The sequence below is a fragment of the Streptomyces akebiae genome, from assembly GCF_019599145.1.
Classification (GTDB): Bacteria; Actinomycetota; Actinomycetes; order Streptomycetales; family Streptomycetaceae; genus Streptomyces; species Streptomyces akebiae.
In genome coordinates, this window is the sequence record NZ_CP080647.1 from 2409967 (window position 1) to 2428468 (window position 18502).

Below are 18502 nucleotides of genomic sequence, written 5' to 3' on the forward strand. Positions count from 1 at the left end.
GCGATGACGGACGAGCTGTTCCTGGACGAGGAGGCCGGACGCTTAGTCCGGCCCTTCACCGTCAGCAACGGGCGCACTCGACCCTCGACATCCTTCGACCTGCTCACCCTGGTGATGGCCACCGGTGTCCGGCCGCTCGCAGATCTCGGCCCCGATCACGACATGGTGCTCGGGCTGTGCGTCAGGCCGGTGCCGGTGGTCGAGGTGGCCGCGCGGATGAACCTTCCGATCGCGGTCACCAAAGTCCTGTTGTCCGACCTGGTGCAGCACGAGGCGCTCACCGCACGGGCGCCCCGTGCCGTAGAGGCGGCCTCCGCCGCCAACCGAGAAGTTTTGGAGGCGGTGCTTGATGGCCTACGCGCACGACTCTGACCCCTTCCCGACCGCCCTGAAGATCCTCGTGGCGGGCGGGTTCGGGGTGGGCAAGACGACCTTCGTGGGGGCGGTCAGCGAGATCGCGCCGCTGAGCACGGAGGAGGTCATCACCACGGCCAGCGCCGGCACGGACAGCCTCGCCGGGATCGAGGAGAAGTCCACCACCACGGTGGCCCTCGACTTCGGCCGGATCACCCTCGGTTCGGACCACGTCCTGTACCTGTTCGGCACACCCGGGCAGGAACGGTTCTGGTTCATGTGGGACGAGCTCTCCGACGGGGCGCTGGGCGCGGTGGTGCTCGCCGACACCCGTCGGCTCGACGCGTGCTTCCCCGCGGTGGACTTCTTCGAGGTGCGCGGCATCCCGTTCGTCGTGGGCGTGAACGAGTTCGACGGCGCGTACCAGTACTCCCTCGAAGAGGTCCGTGACGCCATCGGCCTCAAGTCCAACGCACCGATCGTGTTCTGCGACGCCCGGCACTGCAGCTCCGGTACGGGTGTGCTCGTCGAACTCGTGCAGCATCTGCTCGGCATGACACCCGGCGTGGCGTCGCACCAGCCACCCGCGCTCCGTTGATTCCTACTCAACTCAGCCGACCTCGAACGGAGTTCCGATGAACAGCCCCTATTCCTCCTATGAGCCACCGCTCGACCGCCTGCTCCTCACCCCCGAGGATCCGGGGGCGCCGCAGCGTGCCGCGAGGCTCGCCCAGTTGGGGCTCGCCGACACCCCCCGGGCCGAGTTCGACGCGTTCGCGCGCCGGCTGGCCCTGGAGCTGGACGCGCCGTACGCGATGGTCAACTTCGTCGACGACAGGCGTCAGTTCTTCGCCGGGCTCTACACGCCGGACGCCGGGCCCGTGAACATCGCGCAGGGGCAGGCCGCCGAGACCTCGATGAGCCGGGAGATGCGCCTGGACCACGGCTTCTGCCCGCACACCGTCAAGCGGACGGCGGCACTGGTGCTCGACGACGTCTGCGACTACCCGCGGTTCGCGGGCAATCCGGTCGTCGACGAGATCGGCATCCGCTCCTACATGGGCGCGCCGCTGGTCGACGCGCTGGGAGGCATGAACCTCGGCACGATCTGCGTCGTCGACACCGACTCCCGTACGTGGGGACGGCAGCGGCTGGAGATCATCAAGCACATGGCCCAGGAGATGTCCGACCGGATCCAGGCCATCGCCACCGGCCACTGAGTCCCGGCCGGGCGCCGCCGCCGGTCCGGCACGGTCGAGGGGAAGTTGGGCCGCCGGGCGCCCGGAACACGAAAGCCGCGGACACGTCGTCGTGTCCGCGGTTTCTCTGTGTCCCCCGGGGCTCGGGCCACGCCCGTGACGAGCCGGCGGGACCGTGGGGGCTGGTCGGGCAGTTCTCCGCGCCCTCGCGGGGCGCCGTGCGCCGTGCGCCGGGTTTCCGGCCGGGTCCGCTCAGACCAGTTCACCCACCGGGACCGGCTCCGGTTGCCGCTGCCCGACCGGCGGCGTACGGACCAGATCGGCGAGCCGCTCGGACCACTCGCCCTTGTTCTCGCCGAGCGCGAACTCGCCCAGCCTGAGGCCCTGGATCTCGGAGGTGCCGGCGGGCGCGTAGATATGGAAGGCGTCGCGCAGATAGCGCTCCACCGGGCGGTCGGTGAACAGGCCGCACGCGGCGTGCATCTTGACGGACTCCTGGGCCGACTCGATGGACGCCTCGACGTTGTAGAGCTTCGCGGACATCAACTCGACGTCGCAGGGGCGTCCGTTGTCCAGCAGGTGCGCGGCGAGATAGGCGCTCTGCCGGGCGAGGGTGAGGCGCTGCAGCATCCGTCCCAGCTCGATCTTGATGTTGGGCAGGTGTCCGAGCGGCTTGCCGTAACGCTGGGTCTCCCCGCAGTACCGGGCGGTCTCCTCGAACACCGCCTGGTGGATGCCCAGGGACACCGCTGTCAGGTTGAGGCGGCCGTAGAGCACCGACGAGGAGTAGGCGACGGCCAGGCCCTCGCCCTCCTCGCCGAGCCGGTTGGCGGCCGGCACCCGGCAGTTGTCGAAGATGAGCTCCCCGAAGCTGAACCCGTGCAGGCCCATGGAGGGCACCTGGGGCGCCAGGGAGAAGCCGGGCCGGTCGGACTCGACGAGGAAGGCCGTCATGCCCTTGGAGCCCGGCCCGGTGCGGACCACGACCCCGTGCACGTCGCCCACGTGGCTGTTGCCGACGAAGACCTTGCGGCCGTTGAGGACGTAGTCGTCGCCGTCCCGTACCGCGCTGCTCTCCATGCCGGCCACATGGCCCCCCGACCCCGGCTCGGTGACGGCGATGGTGGGCAACACCTCTCCCGCGGCGATCTTCGGCAGCCAGTACCGCTTCTGGCTGTCGTCGCCGAAGTGGATGATCTTGGCGACGCCCAACTGGGAGGCCTGGACCATGGCTCCCATCGCGCCGCTCACCCGCGACAGTTCCTCGATGATGATGGTCTTGGCGAGGTGGCCCGCGCCCATGCCGCCGTGGACGGGGTCGATCGTGGCGCCGATCCAGCCCTGTTGGGCGATCAGACGGGAGAGCCCCACCAGTGCGGTACGGGAGGCTTCCATCTCGGGTATCAGGGGGCGTACCACCCGCTCGGCGAACTCGCGTACGCGCTGCCGTAGATCTTCGTGATCCTGGGTTGTGAAGACGTGTTCCACGCCAAGCCCTTCTAGGCGTTTACCCGCGCCCGGGGGAGACGCGGTGGCTGTGCGTCGGATCGTGGTTCCGGTTGGGAGTCTTACCGACGAGGAACATGGTCTACAAATCAACCTCTTACGCCAAGATCGTTTAGGGGGTTTGGCCGAAACATTGACAGTTGAAATATGGGCCAAAATGTGAGATGAGAGTCCGGCAATGTCCATATTTTGATACTTTCCGAGTCGAACTTGCACGACTGTCCCGACTCGGGACCGGGCGGCGGCAGACCTGGCCACCAGCCGAACGCCCAACGCCACGGCTTCCCTTCGCGCTGTGCACCGCCAAATACCAAACCGCGGCGCCCTGTGTGGGGGTTTGAGCAGGTCACCGTAGATTTCAAGCCACACCCCTCGACGTCGGATGTGGCTGGACAGTGCCGATCCTGCGGGGCCGCTGTGTCGACAAGTCAGCTTTCTGTGAGGCACCGGAGCCTTCCGCTCCCGTCGGTCCGCCTCGGCACCGCCCGCCCGCGCGGCCGCTGGGCCAAGTACTGCCGTCCGGTGCCGAGTTGCGCTCGGGGCGAGAGCGGGTCACGGCCGGGCAGGTGCTGACGACGGGGCTCGGCTCCTGATACCGTTCCGTCCGCCCGCCGACTTCCGCCGACGGTGTGTCAAGCCGGGCACGGGGGATGCCGGGCGGTTCGCGGGCGCACCCCCACCGCCGTCGGATGTTCACTGTCGTACGAGGATTCAGATGCCAGGCACCCTCCCCCGCGCTCGAACCGAGTCGCGCGGCGGGACCCTCACCGGCACCGCGGGCGGTACGAGCCGGTGGCCCGGATGAGCGGTGACACGCCCCGCACCGGAGCCGGCGCCGCGCCCCTCCCCCAGGGTCTGCCCCGGCGGGCCCGGAACGCCCCGTCCACGCCACGGCTTCGCGAGAACACGGCCGACGCCCCCTCGGCGGCCGACGACGACACCGCCGACACGCTCCGCCCCGACGCCCTGGCCCGCGTCATGGTGGCGATCCAGCAGGGCTCGTCACGGGCCAGGCTCGCCAAACCCGACGGCGACGACGACGGCACCCCTGGCACCGACGGCCCTCCGGCACCCCGACCAGGTCCCGGGGCCGCCTGACGGGCGCTGCCCCCGGCGCCCCGACGACCCGGCGCCGCCCCTGGCGCCGACCGACCGTGAGGAACACGCACGACATGACAGAGCAGGAACGACCCGGTCCCCAACTGGACTGGCTGCTGGACGGACTCGTGGAACGCATACCCGAGATCCACTGCGCCATCGTGCTCTCCGGGGACGGCCTCCTCATCGGCAAGTCGAAGGACATCCGGTTCGACGACGCGGAGCATCTGTCGGCCGTCGGCTCCGGCATGCACAGCCTGGCCAGGGGTGTGGCCCGGCACTTCCAGGGCGGTGAGGTCCAGCAGACCGTCATCCAGATGGAGCGGGCGTTCCTGTTCGTCACCGCCGCGGGGCGGGGCGCGCGGCTGGCCGCGATCGCCTCGGAGGAGGTGGACGTCGGCATGATGGCCTTCGAGATGGGCACCTTGGTCAAACAGGTCGGCAAGTACCTGAGCGCGGCGCCCCGTTCGGAGACCCCGTCCGGTTACGTGCAGGACGCGTGAGGCGCGGCGGCGGCCGGGCCCGGAACTCGTCGAAAGGGTGATGGATGGTGTCCGTCAGCTCCGGGCCGGTCGTACCCACCGCCCTGAAGGTCCTCATCGCGGGCGGTTTCGGCGTCGGCAAGACCACGATGGTCGGCTCGGTGAGCGAGGTGACGCCGCTGGCGACCGAGGAGCACATCACCGCGGCCGGCAGACGCGTGGACGACCTGAGGGGCGTCGAGAAGAAGGTCTCCACCACCGTCGCCCTGGACTTCGGGCGGATCACGTTCTCCCCCGAGCTGGTGCTGTATCTCTTCGGCACGCCGGGGCAGGACCGCTTCTGGTTCATGTGGGACGACCTGTGCAGCGGTGCCCTCGGGGCCGTGGTCCTCGCCGACACCCGCAAGCTCGACGCCTGCTTCCCCGCGGTCGACTTCTTCGAGTCCCGCGACATCCCCTTCGCGATCGGCGTCAACTGCTTCGACGGGAAGCGTGAGGTCGACACCGAGCAGGTCCGCCAGGCGCTCGACCTGTCGCCCGATGTCCCGGTCCTCCTGTGCGACGTACGGCAGCGCCACTCCAGCAAGGAACTCCTGCTCGCGGTGCTCGGCGCGGCCCGCCGCAGGATGGAGGCCCGCCTGGTGGCGGCGGGGCTCCGTCCGGGCTGAGGCCTCCCGGAGCGGCCGGTTTCGCGGCCCCGGGCACCGCGCGGCGGGTGCCGCCGGGCAGGGCGCCTCGGTGAGCGGGATGCCCCGGTCGCGGTGGAGGGCGCGGACCAGATCCCCTGCCCGGGTCTCGATGGCCGGCACCGGATGGCTGTCGGCGCACGGGAGCGGCAGTTCGGGAACGCGGACGATGGTGTCGACGCCCGCCGCGCCCAGCACGAGGACGTCGATCTCGGAGTCGCTGCGCACGGTGCCCCCACAGCGCCGGGCTGACTGTGGAGGCAGCGTACGTCCGGCGCGCGGCCGCACCCCGAAGGCCGCGGAGAACCGCGCGACGGCCACGCCCCGGCCGCAGCCGACCGGCGGCACGGCGCGACTGCGCCGGACGGCACAGCGCCCGCCGGCCGGCGTGTCGCGACTCCCCGCGCGGGGCCTACGTCCAGGACGGGTCGGTCAAGGGAAAGCCTCCGCTCTCGTGCGGAGCCGTCGGAGGGGCGGGCTCGGCGGTTTCCCGGCCCTCCGACGGCAGTTCTGCCCAGACGACACGACCGGACCGTTGTGGGGTGTCGCGCACCCCCCAGTCGCTGCTGAGCATGCCGACCAGCATGAGCCCACGCCCATTCTGGTCGTCGGGGCCCGGACGACGCCGGGCAGGCTGTGCGTGACCGCTGTTCTGGTCCTCCACCTCGATCCGCAGACGGCGGCCGGTGAAGTGCAGCCGGCACACGATCCACTCACTGTCCGTGTGTGTCAACGCGTTGGTGACCAGCTCGGACGTGATGAGGAGCGCGTCCTCACGGGTCTCCGGACGCACCTCCCACTCGCCGAGCAGCTCACGCACGGTTCTGCGTGCCTCGCCCGCCGAGGCGGGCACCGCGGGCAGTCCGAAAACTCCCGCTCTATGGGGTTCGTACGCCTCTGCGCCAAGGGGTGGGTACATGGTCGGGGCTAACCGGTCCGGGGACTGGGGGAGAGTGGGCGGAGCCATCGCCGTATGCCTTTCGTCGGCCCTTCGCACCGGTGTGCCGCCGGTGCCACGGCCGCCTCGCCGCTCGCCGCGAGCTCTGGCAACTCGCTGCGAAAAGCGCTGAGTTGCGGCCACATCTCCCCCAACCTGGCCGCGCGGCCCCAGCGTTCACCGAGGCCGTGACGGTACGTCCACTGTGGCATCCGCGAACAACACCTCGCAACCAGCAAGTTGAAATTTGCAATTTGTGGGTCGCATGCTGACCCCGTTCGAGCCAAGATCGTGTCAGACTGCGCTCTCGAAGCGACTCGCACAACAACGCGCATTCCTTGAACGAAAGCGCGCAGGACTCGTAATCCAGTTCGACATGACCTCTGTGGCTCGGCGTGAGGGGTGGTGGGCGTGACCGCGGAAACGGACTGGGGCGGCGCCCCCTCCGTACTGCGCATGATCCTCGGCAGACAGCTGGAGGAGTTGCGCACTCGCGCCGGGCTGACGTTCGAGCAGGCGGGCGAGGCGATCGGTGTCAGCCATTCCACGATCCGCCGCCTGGAGGCAGCCAAGGTCGCCCGGTTGCGCCTGCCGGATGTCGAGAAACTCCTCCAGGTCTACGGCGTACGGGACCAGCAGGAGATCGAGACCTTCCTGAAGTCGGTCCGCGAGGCCAACAAACGCGGTTGGTGGCACACCTACCGCGACGTCCTGCCCGACTGGTTCGCCGCCTATCTCAGCCTGGAACAGGCGGCACTCCAGATCCGCGCGTACGAGGCGCAGTTCGTGCACGGCCTGCTCCAGACCGAGGAGTACGCCCGTGCCCTGCTCGGCGCCGGCAACCCGCACGCGGCGACGGAGGACACCGAGCGGCGGGTGGCGCTGCGGATGCGCCGCCAGGAACTCCTCACCCGCGCCCAACCGCCGCGGCTGTGGGTGGTGATGGACGAGACGGTGCTCAGATGGCCGGTCGGCGGACCGGACGTGATGCGCGCCCAGATCGACCACCTGATCGAGCTGAACCGGCTGCCGCATGTCACGGTCCAGCTCATGCCGTTCCTCAACGGCCCGCATCCGGCGATGCGGGCCGGTGCGTTCCACCTCTTCCGGTTCAGGGCTCCCGAGTTGCCGGACATCGTCTACCTCAGCGGTCTGGTGGGCGCGGTGTATCTCGACAAGGGGGACGACGTCGTCGTCTACCGCGAGGCCCTGGACCGGCTGGGCGCCCAGTCGGCGCCCGCCCGCAAGACCGAGGCCCTCCTCGGCGCGCTACGCAAGGAGCTCTGACGTGCACCACCGCATATCCCGGACAACCACCCACGGAGTACACAACGACGTCCGCAACGGCATGCCCGCCCGCGACCTCGGCGCCCAGGACTGGCACCGGCCGTGGAGCGACGACGCGGGCGGCGCCTGCGTCGAGGTGAAGAAGCTCGCCGACGGCCGGGTCGCCGTGCGCCAGTCGACCGACCCGGACGGCCCGGCGCTGGTCTTCACCCCCCGAGAGATGACCACCTTCCTGGCCGGTGTGAAAGCGGGCGAGGCCGACTTTCTGCTCTGACCCGCTCAACCTGCTTGCTGTGACGCCCCGTTGACGCACCACCTGTTTGTGGATCCGGGGGTTTTGGCACTTGCCCGAACCCCCGGACCTGCCCGATCGTGCACCTGGACAGAACGACTGATGGGAGGGACGGCGTGCCCGACAACGGATGGCCGGCCGACCGGATCGACACCGAGCACGCGCACTCCGCGCGCATCTACGACTACATCCTCGGCGGCAAGGACTACTACCCGGCCGACAAGGAGGCCGGTGACGCGATGGCGCACGAGTGGCCGGCCCTGCCGGTCCACATGCGCGCCAACCGCGACTGGATGAACCGCGCGGTGCGCTGGCTCGCCGAGAAGGCGGGCATGCGCCAGTTCCTCGACATCGGAACCGGCATCCCCACCTCCCCCAACCTCCACGAGATAGCCCAGTCGGTGGCCCCCGAGTCCCGGGTCGTCTACGTGGACAACGACCCGATCGTCCTCACCCTGTCCCAGGGGTTACTGGCCAGCACCCCCGAGGGCAGGACCGCGTACATCGAGGCGGACTTCCAGGACCCGGAGACCGTCCTCGGCTCCCCCGAGTTCCTGGAGACCCTCGACCTGAGCGAGCCGGTCGCGCTCACCGTGATCGCGATCGTCCACTTCGTGCTGGACGAGGACGACGCGGTCGGCATCGTCCGCAGGCTCCTCGAACCCCTCCCCTCGGGCAGCTATCTGGCGATGACCATCGGCACCGCCGAGTTCGCCCCCGAGGAGGTGGGCCGGGTCGCCCGCGAGTACGCGGCCCGCGACATGCCGATGCGGCTGCGCACCATCGACGAGGCCCACGAGTTCTTCGAGGGTCTGGAACTCGTCGAGCCGGGCATCGTCCAGGTCCACAAGTGGCACCCGGACGGCACGGGCGAGCAGAACATCCGGGACGAGGACATCGCGATGTACGGGGCGATCGCCCGGAAGCCGTGAGCCGGGGCGGCGCGTCCTCCGGCCGACGGCAGGCCGAAGGACGCGCCCCTTGAGGGGGGAACACCCCCGCGGCGATCCACGGGTCCGCAGCACGCGCCCGGCGCCCGGTCACCGCACCCCACAGCGCGCGGCGGCTACCGCGCCGCCCCCGTGCTGTCGCGGACGATCAGCTCGACCGGGATGACCGGCTCCCTCTCCAACCCCTCACCGGCGTCCTCCGGATCGTCCAACTGCGTCAGCAGCAGCCGCAGGGCCCGCCTGCCGATCTCGGGGAAGTCCGTACGGATCGTCGTCAGCGGCGGCAGCAGATGCGCCGCCTCCGGGATGTCGTCGTAGCCGACCACGCTCACGTCGTCCGGCACCCGGCGGCCCGCCTCGTGCAGGGCGCGCAGCAGGCCGAGCGCCATCTGGTCGTTGGAGACGAACACGGCGGTGACGTCCGGGCGGGCCGCGAGCCGCCGGCCCAACGCGTAGCCGGAGTCGGCGCTCCAGTCCCCGGCCAGGGGTTCGTGGACATGCGCGCCGGCGTCCCGCAGAGTCGCGCGCCAGCTCGCGGCACGTCGGTCGGCGGAGGTCCAGCCGGTGGGGCCCGCGATGTGCCAGACGGTGGGGTGGCCGAGGTCCAGCAAGTGCCGTGTCGCCAGCCGGGCGCCCCCCGTGAAGTCCGAGGAGACGACGGGGGTGCCGTCGCCGAGGCCGTTGTCCAGCATCACCAGCGGGGTGTCCGGGCGGGCCTGCGCGAGCGCGGTGGCGACGGGGCGCTGCGGGGCGATGGCGATGATCCCGTCCGCGCCCTCGGCCGACAGCCGGTCCACCGCCTGGACGACGGTCTCCCGGTCGGCCGTGTCGAGTGCGATGGAGCTGACGAGGTAACCCGCCGCCTGGGCGGCCGTGTTGATCGCGGTCAGGGTGGAGGCGGGACCGTAGCGGGCCGCGTCGAAGGAGATCACGCCGAGCATCCGGGTGCGGCCGCTGGCCAGGGAGCGGGCGCTGCGGCTGGGACGGTAGCCGAGCGTCCGCATGACCTCCAGCACGGCCTCACGGGTCTCCGCCCGGACCGCCGGGTGGTTGTTGAGGACGCGGGAGACGGTCTGCTTGGAGACACCGGCGAGACGGGCGACGTCGTCCATCACCGGGCGGGAGCCGGCGAAGTTGCGCCGGCTGCGCGTACGGCCGGTCTCGCCGGGGTCGTGGCCGGCCGCGCCGCCGTCCGTGGTGCCTCGGGGCATGCGGCTGCTTCCTTTTCGACGGGGGCGGTGTGGGGTGAGGTGGGGTGGGGTGGGGTGGGGTGGGGTGGTCTGTCCGGGGCCACAGGATAGGTCCGAGGGTTTCGCCCCCGCCGCCCCTACCCGTCCCGTCCCCAGGGGCTGCGCCCCTTCGACCCCCAGCCGTCCGCCCGGTGGGGCTTCTCGCGCAGTTCCCCGCGCCCCTGAAAAAGCGGGGCTGCGCCCCTGCTTTTTCGGCCCGAAAGGGCCGTAGGCCCTTCAGGGGCGCGGGGAACTGCGCGACCAGCCCCCACCGAACCCGCGCATGGGGGTCACAGGGGCGCAGCCCCTGGGGACGGGACGGGACGGGTAGGGGCGGCGGGGGCGCGGGAATGCGTGGGGTCAGCCCGGCCGGAGGGGCCACGTCCGGACCGTGGTGCACTCCGCCCGCAGAACCTCCGCCGGAATCGGCGCACCGCCCGCCCGACCGGGCACATACACCGGCGCCCCGGCCGCCAGGGGCAGCACCCGCAGCCGCAGCACCCCCGCCGGCAACCGATCGAGACCGATGTCCCAGACCCGATCCGAGAAGAACTGGTCGGCGACGAGACGGTCCCCCACGTAGGCACGCGCCACGTCACCGGTCCAGTGGAGGCGAAGGAGGGTGCCGGGCGGTGGATCGTCCGGCAGGGCGACGGTGTACTCGGCTGCCGCCGTGTCGAAGTACTCCTCGGCAGGCACACTCGCCCGGCCCAGCACACCCGTCGTGACCGGAGGTGCCTCGCCGGGAGGCCGGACCAGGGTGACCGGAAGCGCTCCGTCCCTCCCGCCGGATCCGCGCCGCCCGTCCTCCCCCGCCACCAGCGTGTAGCGGACGAACACCCCGTCCACCGCCTCCTTCACCATCGCCCCGGCGGCCACCGGAGCCCGCTCCGGGGCGGGCAGGACGGCGAACGACGGTTCCCGGGCCGCGCTGTGGACCCGTACCTCGTCCGCGTGGGCGTCGAAGACCACGCCGCCGTCCGCCGACAGGATCAACCGCTCGGCCCCCCAGGCCGGCCCCCGGTAGGCGCCACGAGCCGTCGCCGCGTCCAGGACCAGCAGGCCGACCCGGCGGCCGTCGGTGGTGTCGACCTCGACCAGGGCGTCCGTGCCGGGGCACAGCGCCGTCACCAGGGCGCGCTCACCCGCGGTCGTGACGTCGGCGTCCGAGGGCGCGGAGACGGTCGTCACGGTGCGCAGGTCCAGGGCGAGTTCGGGGGCGATGCCGTCGGTCGCGGCCAGGACCAGGATCGTCCGGCCACGGCCGTCGTCGACCGTGCAGAGGGGTTGCGCGGTGGCCCAGTCGAGCCGCAGCCCTGCCACCTCCAGCCGCAACGGCCAGCAGAAATAGGCGCCTCGGGGAATCGTGACGGGTGCGCTCGGCAGCGACAGCACCGGCCCGTCCCCGGGGAAGTCCACCTCGAACGTCGTGTCGGGGCGGTCCGGCAGCGGCTCGTGCGGCTGGTGGTTGTTGACGAAGAGGAACCCCGAGCGGTCGTCGGCGCGGACCGCCCAGCGCAGGGTCTCCCGGTCGTCCCGGCCCGTCGGCCGCCGCTCGGGCAGGACGGAGTCCATCGGCGCGATCAGTTCGCCGAAGTCGGCCAACAGCAGGTGCTGCAGGCGGAGTTCGTCGTAGGAGGGGCGGTACTGGCCGTGCTCGCCGAGGGGGGCCTGGAAGTCGTAGGTGAGGCGGGGGAGGTCGTTGGGGTAGCCGGTGGCGTGCGATTCCTGGAGGGGGGTGAGGTCGCCCGTCGGGTTGGTCCCGCCGTGGAACATGTAGTAGCCCTGCCAGACCGAGCCGCAGCCGATCTTGGTGAGGGCGAGGGCACCGACGTCGGCGGCCTCGACGCGCGGCCGGCGGTGGTACGCCACCGCCATGCCGCCGCCCAACTCGCAGGTGGCCCAGGGAAATCGCGTCGACAGCACCTCCGGGTCACCGCCCCGCACCGTGGTGGGACGGAGGTCCGCGCCGATGCCCTCGTCGTCGCGCTGGTGGGTGAAGAAGTAGTGCGTGCGGCAGGTGTCGGGCCAGCCGCCGTCCGCCTCGGTCCAGAAGGCCTCGGGATAGCCGCCGTAGAGGGGGAGGAGTTCGTCGGGCGGCAGCCGCACCCCGCCCCAGGCCGTCGACGTCCACAGGGGTGCCGACAGGCCGGCCTCCTGGGCCATGCGCTTCAGGGTGAGCAGATGGTCCGGCTGGTCGTACAGCTCGTTCTCGATCTGGATCGCGACGATCGGGCCGCCGTCGGCCCGGCCCAGGCCCCGGAGCTGCTCGGCGATCGCCGCGTACCAGGTGCGTATGGGGGCGAGGTAGGCGGGGTCGTCGGTGCGCGGGGCGTCCGTGCGGGCCAGGACCCAGTCGGGCAGGCCTCCGCCCCGGACCTCGGCGTGCACCCAGGGACCGATGCGGGGGACGAAGTCCAGTCCGTGCCGGGCGCAGAGTTCGGCGAAGCGGCGCAGGTCGCGGTCGCCGTCGAAGCGGACGCGGCCCTCGGTCTCCTCGTGGTGGATCCAGATGACGTACGCGGCGACGACCGTCACCCCGCCCGCCTTCATCTTCAGCAGTTCCTCCTCCCACTCCCCCGCCGGGTAGCGGGAGTAGTGGAACTCTCCGGAGACGGGGAACCAGGGGCGGCCGCCCCGCGTGAGCAGCCGGCTGCCGACCTCGATGGGGTCGGACACGCCGGGCGCGTCGGCGAAGGGCAGGTGGCCTCGCCGTGGAGGATCGCCGGGCCCCGGGAGGCGCACGCGGTGCGGCCGCGTCATCAGGGCTTCACCGGACCCAGGTCGGGCGTGTCCGTGAAGTGCGCGCGCGAGCTGGTCGTGGCGTTGAGCTCCAGCAGGACCAGGTCGTTGGCACCGGCACGCAGGACGGGCCCGGGGACGTACAGGGTGCGCTGGGGGCCCCGGTTCCAGTAGCGGCCGAGGTGGAAGCCGTTGATCCAGGCCTGGCCCTTGGTCCAGCCGGGCAGCGACAGGAAGGTGTCGGCGGGGGTGTCGACGTCGAAGGTGCCGTGGTGGAAGGCGGGGACGGTGACCGGGGCTGCCTCGGCCGGGGCGAAGGGGACCGTGGACAGGTCGGCCAGCGGGAGGCGGTGGGTGTCCCAGCCGAGCAGGGCGGTGCCGTTGAGGGTGACCGGGCCGAGGAGGCCCTTGGCCGCGCCGATGCGCGGGCCGTAGTTGACGCCGCCCATGTTCTCCACCAGGACGTCGAGTGTGGCGCCGGGGCGCGGCACGCGCAGCGGCAGCGTCTCGTCGTGGCGTTCGCGTTCCAGTACGCCGACGGGGGCGCCGTCCACGAAGATCTGGGCGCGGTCGCCGACGCCGCCGGTGAAGTGCAGCAGGCCGTCGCCCGCCTCGGGGAGGGTGGTGCGGTAGAGGGCGTAGCCGGAGCGCTGGCCGAACTCCTCCATGGTGAGCGGGTGTTCGCTGCGCGCCAGGGAGGTGTCGAGGGCGGTCGCGTACGGCAGCAGGGGAGCACGGCGGTCCAACTCCACGGTGATGCCGGAGAGTCTGGGCGCGGGGGCCGGGGCCGGCTCGTCCGGGACCGGGGCGTGGCGGGCGATCACCTCGCGGAAGGCGTGGTACTTGGGGCCCGGGTCGCCGGACTCGGTGAGGGCGGCGTCGTAGTCGTAGGAGGTGACGATCGGGGCGTAGCACTGGTCGTGGTTGGCGCCGTTGGTGAAGCCGAAGTTGGTGCCGCCGTGGAACATGTAGATGTTGACGGAGGCGCCGGCGGCCAGCAGCTTGTCGAGGTCGGCGGCGGCGCTCTCCGCGTCCCGCACGTGGTGCTCCTCGCCCCAGTGGTCGAACCAGCCGATCCAGAACTCCGAGCACATCAGGGGCCCTTCGGGCATGTGGGCCCGCAGTGCCTTCAGCGATTCCTCGATCCTGCCGCCGAAGGTGGCGGTGGACAGGACGCCGGGCAGGCTGCCGGCGGCCAGGTGGTGGGCGGAGCCGGCCTGGTCGCAGGTGAAGAGCAGTTCCTCGACGCCACGCGACCGCAGCGCCTGGTGCACGTGCTTGAGGTACGCGGTGTCGTCGCCGTACGCCCCGTACTCGTTCTCGACCTGGACGGCGATGACGGGACCGTCGTTGGCCGCCATGTACGGCAGCAGCGGGGGCAGCAGGATGTCGAGGTAGCGGTCGAGGGCGGCGGTGAAGCGGGGGTCGCTGGAGCGCAGCCGGATGTCGCGGTCCGAGGTGAGCCAGGAGGGCAGGCCGCCGCCGTCCCATTCGGCGCAGATGTACGGGCCGGGGCGCAGCAGGACGTGCAGGCCCTCGGCGCGGGCGAGGCTCAGATAGCGGGGCAGGTCCAGCAGTCCGTCGAGGACCAGGTCGCTGTCGGGGTCGGGCTGGTGGAGGTTCCAGGGGACGTACGTCTCCACGGTGTTCAGGCCCATCAGCCGGGCCTTGCGCAGTCGGTCGGCCCACAGGTCGGGGTGGATGCGGAAGTAGTGCATCGCGCCGGAGATGATCCGGAACGGTTCACCGTGCAGGAGGAAACCGTCGGACGACGTGGTCAGAGCGGGCGAGCGCAAGGCTGTTTCCCTTCGGCTGGGACGTGCGGGGGGTGGGCGGCGACGGGGGTCCGTCGGCGGGCGGTGGGGGCGGGCGGCGACGGGGGTCCGTCGGCGGGCGGTGGGGGTGGGCGGCTGTACTGCCGGCTCACGGAGAACCGGAGGGGGAGCGTGTGGCCCGGATGAGCCACAGGGTCGCCACCAGGCACACGGCAGCGACCGCGCCGAGCAGCAGGGGGACCGCGCGGACGCCGGACCACTCGATGGCCTTGCCGAGCGCCGGGCCCGCCGCCACGCCGCCGATCATGGAGGCGGCGATGACGAGCGCTCCGGCCCGGCGGGCCCGGGGTGCGGCCGCGTTCAGCCAGGGCAGACCGGTGGGGAAGATCGGCGCGATGAACAGGCCCACGCCGGCGTAGGCGTACGGGGCGAGGGAGGGCACCGAGGCCAGCAGCAGGCAGACGGTCATGCCGGCGCAGGAGACGGTGATGATCGTCTGCGCGGAGTGGCGCAGGGCGATGGGGGCGACCAGGAAACGGCCGACCGTCATCATCAGCCAGTACACGGAGGTGGCGGTCGCGGCGGCCCCGGCGCCGTATCCGACCGTCTCCAGGTGGGTGGGTTCCCAGCCTCCGACGCCCGCCTCGATGCCGACGTGCAGCACGTACAGGGTGACGAACACCGCGAGCACCGAGCCCAGGCTGCGGCCGAGCGCCGAGCCGCCCGCCGCCGTGCCGGTCGCCGCCGTGCCGGTCGCGCCGCGCGCGTCGGATGCGTCGATTGCTGCGGATGCGTCGGTTGCTGCGGTGGTCGGCTGGGGCACCTGGTCGCGTACGCCCCGCAGGCAGAAGAGGAGGGGCAGGTTGGCGGCGGCGAAGGCGAGGAAGAGCGCCGGGTAGTGCTCGGCGCCGACGGCGGCGATCAGGGCGGGGCCGAGGATCGCGCCGATACCGAAGTGGGCGTTGAGGATGTTCAGCATGGCGGTCGAGCGGTGGCCGAAGCCGACGGCGAAGAGCTGGTTGAGGCCGTAGTCGATGCCGCCGAACCCGAGTCCGGCGAGCAGGGCGGCGGCCAGTCCGGCGGGCCAGTTCGGGGCGAGCGCGAAGCCCGCCGCGCCCAGGGCCATCAGCAGGTAGGAGGTGCCGAGGATCCGCCGGTTGCCCATCCGCCCGTAGAGCCGGTCGAAGAGCAGCACGCCGGCGACACCGCCGATGAAGTGGGCGCTCAGCCCCAGTCCGGCGGACGACGGCGAGAGGTCGTAGGCCTCGCGGAAGGCGGGGATGGCGGGCCCGTACAGCGCCTGGAGCGCGCCGATGAGGACGAAGCCGACGCAGGACGCGACCACGGCGGCGGGGCTGAACACCCGGGTCACCGGGGCCGGTCGGATGTGCTTCACCTCTTGCGCGGTCGGTGTGTCGGGCACGCGGAACTCCGCCTCTCCGGGACTGGGCCACCCGCAGTGTTACCGGTAACATCACCGGCGTCAAGATTGCCCGCAGGCCTGTGTGACCGAGCGGCGTCGGGTGCTACGGCGGGAACGCCGGGATGCCGGGCGGCGCGACGATGGGGACGCGCGCGTTCCGCCCCGCCCGGCGGAAAAGTGGGTGGTTGCCGGTCTCGGCCTTGTGTTCCCCTACTCCGGTGAAGAGCGAGAACGCATGCGGTCAGAACGCGTCCGGTGAGGACACCGCTCGGAGTGTCAGGCCTCGGACCGGTCGCGACCTCGGGGACTGTGTCCGCGTGCTCGCGGCGGTCCACGAACACGACGACTATCCGGTGAACTGGCCCGACCGGCCCGACGAGTGGCTGTCGCCGCCCTCGCTCGTCGCCGCCTGGGTGGTGGAACACGACGGCCGGATCGCCGGTCACGTCGGACTGTCCCGGAGCGACGAGACGGACGCCGCGCCCGGACTGTGGAGCGCCCGGGCGGGGGTGGGGGTCGACGAGACCGCCGTGGTCAGCCGCCTCTTCGTCGCCCCGTCGGCCCGCGGCCTGGGGCTCGGGGCGACGCTCCTGGCCCGGGCGGTCTCCGAGGCGCGGCGGCGCGGACTGCATCCGGTACTCGACGTGGTGGCGTCCGACACCGCGGCGGCGGCCCTGTACGAACGGCTCGGCTGGCGTTTGCTGGCCACGGTCGAGCAGCGGTGGGGCCCGGACCAGAAGGTCGCCGTCCGGTGCTATGCGGCGGCGCCCTGATCGCTTGCGCCGTCCCTCGCGTCGTCCCTCGTGTCCTCCTTTGTGTCCTCCGTCGTGTCCTCCCTCGGGATGCGGTCGGCGTGGAACGGCGGGACGGGCGCGCCCGGGAGCGGGTGCCGGGCGCGCCCTGCGGTGGGACCGGTCAGCAGATGGTCTGGGCGCTGTTGACCAGGCGGTTGTTGCGGAAGGTGGTGTTCTCGCCGCAGGGGCTCTCCCTGATGGACGAGTTGGTGACCGTCAGGTTCTGGACGGTGATGTCACGGTTGTTGGCGAACTCCGACCGTGCCGCGAGCCGGATCTCACCACCGCCGGAGACCGTGCCGCTCTGGGCGGCGAGATTCACGTTGTGGCAGTTCTCGATCAGGATCGCGTTGTTGCCGGTGTTGGTGAGGTTGATCCGGTCGATGACGGCGCCGCCGCTCTCGGAGACACAGAAGACGCCGCGTCCGCCGCCGCGCGCGATCACCTCGCCGACCCGGATGTTGGTCGGATAGGCGCTGCCCACACGGCCGTTGCGGTTGGCCATGCGGAAGGCCGCGTAGCCGGTGCCGGCGCCCGCGCCGTCCGCGTCGACCTTGGTGACCGTGGCGTTGATCGTCTGGTTGAGGAGCAGTCCGGACTCGCCCACGTTGCGAGCGGTCACCGTGCCCACGGTGAGCCCGTCGACACCGTACGTCTCGACCGCGTGACTGCTCGCTCCGGACACGTACACGTTGTCGATCCTGACGTTGCGCGTCCACTGGCTGGTGTCGCCCCGGTTGTCGATCCGGACGCCGAGCCCGCGCGAGAGACGCATGTCGAGCTGGCCGAGGACGACGTTCTGGACGTTGCGCAGGAAGATCCCGTACAGCGGGGTGCCGGTGAGGTTGAGGTGCTGGACCTCGATGTCACGGGTGCCCCGGGAGTAGACCGGCGCCTGGTCGCCCGAGCCCGTGCCGGTGACGTTGATCGTGCCGCACACGTCGAGCACGGTGTAGCTCGGCAGCGAGACCCGGGAGCCCGCGGCGATGGACCCGGAGCCGCGCACGACGACGCGTTCCTTCGAGGTCCGCCCGGAGGTGAGGCTGTTGACGGCGGCCTGCATCGCCGCGCGCATGTCGGTTCCGGTGTACGTGACCGTACTGCCGCGCCGGGCGGTCCAGGTACTGCCGCTGAGCACGGCCTCCGCCTGGTACGAGCCCTCGCCGCACGCCGCGAGCTGCGCCTCGGCGGCGACCGGTGCCGCGGCCAGTTCCGGAGCCGGGTTCGCGGGGGCGGTCAACGCGGCGGCGCCGGTGAGCAGGGCGGTGGCGCAGGCGGCGGTGACGAGGGCGCGGGTGCGGGTGCGGGTGCGGGTGCGGGTGCGGGTTCCGGTTCGAGAGCGGCGGGGGGTCGGAGAGGTGGGGGAAGGGGTGGAGGTGGCGGGAGGGGTGGAGGTGGGGGGAGGGGTGGGCGTGGTGGGTGTCGCGGTCGGCGTGAGGGCTCCGTCCTCGACTGTGCTCGTGCGCTGGGCTGCGGCTCTGCGTCCCATTTCGGCTTCTCCTGTGGGGGGTTCGGCCCGCCTGTCATGTGTCCACCGTCCACCGCGCCCTCCTCGTCGAACGCATTTCGACCGCGTTGTCCCCGGTCGAGGAGTTCGGCGGGCCGATGACCTGGAGTGGCGCGGCCGCGTACGGCACCGGGCGGTACGGCGGTGCGGCGACAGGCGATTCCTATGGCGGGCCGCGAGTGTGGCAAGCGCTTTCCACGGGCGTCAAGGGGAGGGAGGGGCCCACTTCGTCCGACGCGCC

17 protein-coding genes are annotated in these 18502 nt (G+C 71.7%); 10 read left to right on the forward strand and 7 right to left on the reverse strand.

The features are described 5' to 3' along the window. Window positions 1–3: 3 nt before the first annotated feature. From K1J60_RS10485 to K1J60_RS10495, 3 genes are read left to right on the forward strand one after another with little or no spacing between them, the layout of a single operon-like run. Window positions 4–372, forward strand: a complete 369-nt coding sequence (locus K1J60_RS10485) for a DUF742 domain-containing protein (protein WP_033529367.1) — start codon at window positions 4–6, stop codon at window positions 370–372. Then, complete coding sequence (locus K1J60_RS10490) at window positions 350–952, forward strand: GTP-binding protein (RefSeq protein ID WP_045559823.1); 603 nt, start codon at window positions 350–352, stop codon at window positions 950–952. Before K1J60_RS10485 ends, K1J60_RS10490 begins: the two co-directional genes overlap by 23 nt. A 37-nt stretch (window positions 953–989) precedes the next feature. After that, window positions 990–1574 (forward strand): GAF domain-containing protein, encoded by a 585-nt coding sequence (locus K1J60_RS10495; RefSeq protein WP_045559824.1) that lies wholly within the window; start codon window positions 990–992, stop codon window positions 1572–1574. 231 nt (window positions 1575–1805) lie between these two features. Here the strand turns inward: K1J60_RS10495 and K1J60_RS10500 are convergent, their stop codons facing one another. Then, the gene (locus K1J60_RS10500; protein ID WP_220645978.1) at window positions 1806–3041 is read right to left on the reverse strand and encodes an acyl-CoA dehydrogenase family protein; all 1236 of its coding nucleotides are present in this window, start codon (window positions 3039–3041) and stop codon (window positions 1806–1808) included. A gap of 819 nt (window positions 3042–3860) precedes the next feature. Here K1J60_RS10500 and K1J60_RS10505 point away from each other — a divergent pair. The 3 genes from K1J60_RS10505 (at window position 3861) to K1J60_RS10515 (ending at window position 5307) form a co-directional block, all read left to right on the forward strand. Beyond that, entirely contained in the window at window positions 3861–4157 is a 297-nt protein-coding gene (locus tag K1J60_RS10505; RefSeq protein ID WP_220645979.1) for a hypothetical protein, read from the forward strand. Between the two features lie 74 nt (window positions 4158–4231). Continuing rightward, window positions 4232–4660 (forward strand): roadblock/LC7 domain-containing protein, encoded by a 429-nt coding sequence (locus tag K1J60_RS10510; RefSeq protein ID WP_033529372.1) that lies wholly within the window; start codon window positions 4232–4234, stop codon window positions 4658–4660. Window positions 4661–4704: 44 nt separating this feature from the next. After that, window positions 4705–5307, forward strand: a complete 603-nt coding sequence (locus K1J60_RS10515) for a GTP-binding protein (protein WP_033529373.1) — start codon at window positions 4705–4707, stop codon at window positions 5305–5307. Window positions 5308–5737: 430 nt separating this feature from the next. On the opposite strand, the gene K1J60_RS10520 is transcribed toward K1J60_RS10515, so the two are convergent. Further along, on the reverse strand, window positions 5738–6244 hold the full coding sequence (locus K1J60_RS10520) for an ATP-binding protein (protein WP_259407659.1): 507 nt from the start codon (window positions 6242–6244) through the stop codon (window positions 5738–5740). Between the two features lie 429 nt (window positions 6245–6673). On the opposite strand from K1J60_RS10520, the gene K1J60_RS10525 reads away from it, so the two are divergent. The 3 genes from K1J60_RS10525 to K1J60_RS10535 all read left to right on the forward strand — a co-directional run bounded on the left by K1J60_RS10525 (window position 6674) and on the right by K1J60_RS10535 (window position 8773). Further along, a complete protein-coding gene (locus tag K1J60_RS10525; RefSeq protein ID WP_220645981.1) occupies window positions 6674–7549 on the forward strand; it encodes a helix-turn-helix domain-containing protein in 876 nt (291 codons plus the stop codon). Between the two features lie 61 nt (window positions 7550–7610). Beyond that, window positions 7611–7823 (forward strand): DUF397 domain-containing protein, encoded by a 213-nt coding sequence (locus K1J60_RS10530; RefSeq protein ID WP_052146231.1) that lies wholly within the window; start codon window positions 7611–7613, stop codon window positions 7821–7823. A 134-nt stretch (window positions 7824–7957) separates the two neighbouring features. Then, a complete protein-coding gene (locus tag K1J60_RS10535) occupies window positions 7958–8773 on the forward strand; it encodes an SAM-dependent methyltransferase (RefSeq protein WP_220645982.1) in 816 nt (271 codons plus the stop codon). A 134-nt stretch (window positions 8774–8907) separates the two neighbouring features. Here K1J60_RS10535 and K1J60_RS10540 read toward each other — a convergent pair whose 3' ends face one another. The 4 genes from K1J60_RS10540 to K1J60_RS10555 form a co-directional block, all read right to left on the reverse strand. Beyond that, on the reverse strand, window positions 8908–10002 hold the full coding sequence (locus K1J60_RS10540; RefSeq protein WP_220645983.1) for a LacI family DNA-binding transcriptional regulator: 1095 nt from the start codon (window positions 10000–10002) through the stop codon (window positions 8908–8910). 378 nt (window positions 10003–10380) lie between these two features. Further along, on the reverse strand, window positions 10381–12783 hold the full coding sequence (locus K1J60_RS10545) for a beta-galactosidase (RefSeq protein WP_220645984.1): 2403 nt from the start codon (window positions 12781–12783) through the stop codon (window positions 10381–10383). Further along, window positions 12783–14558, reverse strand: coding sequence for a glycoside hydrolase family 35 protein (locus tag K1J60_RS10550; RefSeq protein ID WP_220645985.1), 1776 nt, complete (start codon window positions 14556–14558; stop codon window positions 12783–12785). Before K1J60_RS10550 ends, K1J60_RS10545 begins: the two co-directional genes overlap by 1 nt. Window positions 14559–14685: 127 nt before the next feature. Further along, the gene (locus K1J60_RS10555; RefSeq protein WP_220645986.1) at window positions 14686–15960 is read right to left on the reverse strand and encodes an MFS transporter; all 1275 of its coding nucleotides are present in this window, start codon (window positions 15958–15960) and stop codon (window positions 14686–14688) included. 317 nt (window positions 15961–16277) lie between these two features. On the opposite strand from K1J60_RS10555, the gene K1J60_RS10560 reads away from it, so the two are divergent. Beyond that, a complete protein-coding gene (locus tag K1J60_RS10560; RefSeq protein ID WP_259407660.1) occupies window positions 16278–16733 on the forward strand; it encodes a GNAT family N-acetyltransferase in 456 nt (151 codons plus the stop codon). A gap of 142 nt (window positions 16734–16875) precedes the next feature. Here the strand turns inward: K1J60_RS10560 and K1J60_RS10565 are convergent, their stop codons facing one another. Continuing rightward, window positions 16876–18243 carry a hypothetical protein gene (locus tag K1J60_RS10565; RefSeq protein ID WP_259407661.1) on the reverse strand — a complete coding sequence of 456 codons (1368 nt, stop codon included), beginning with the start codon at window positions 18241–18243 and terminating at the stop codon, window positions 16876–16878. Window positions 18244–18502: the final 259 nt, after the last annotated feature.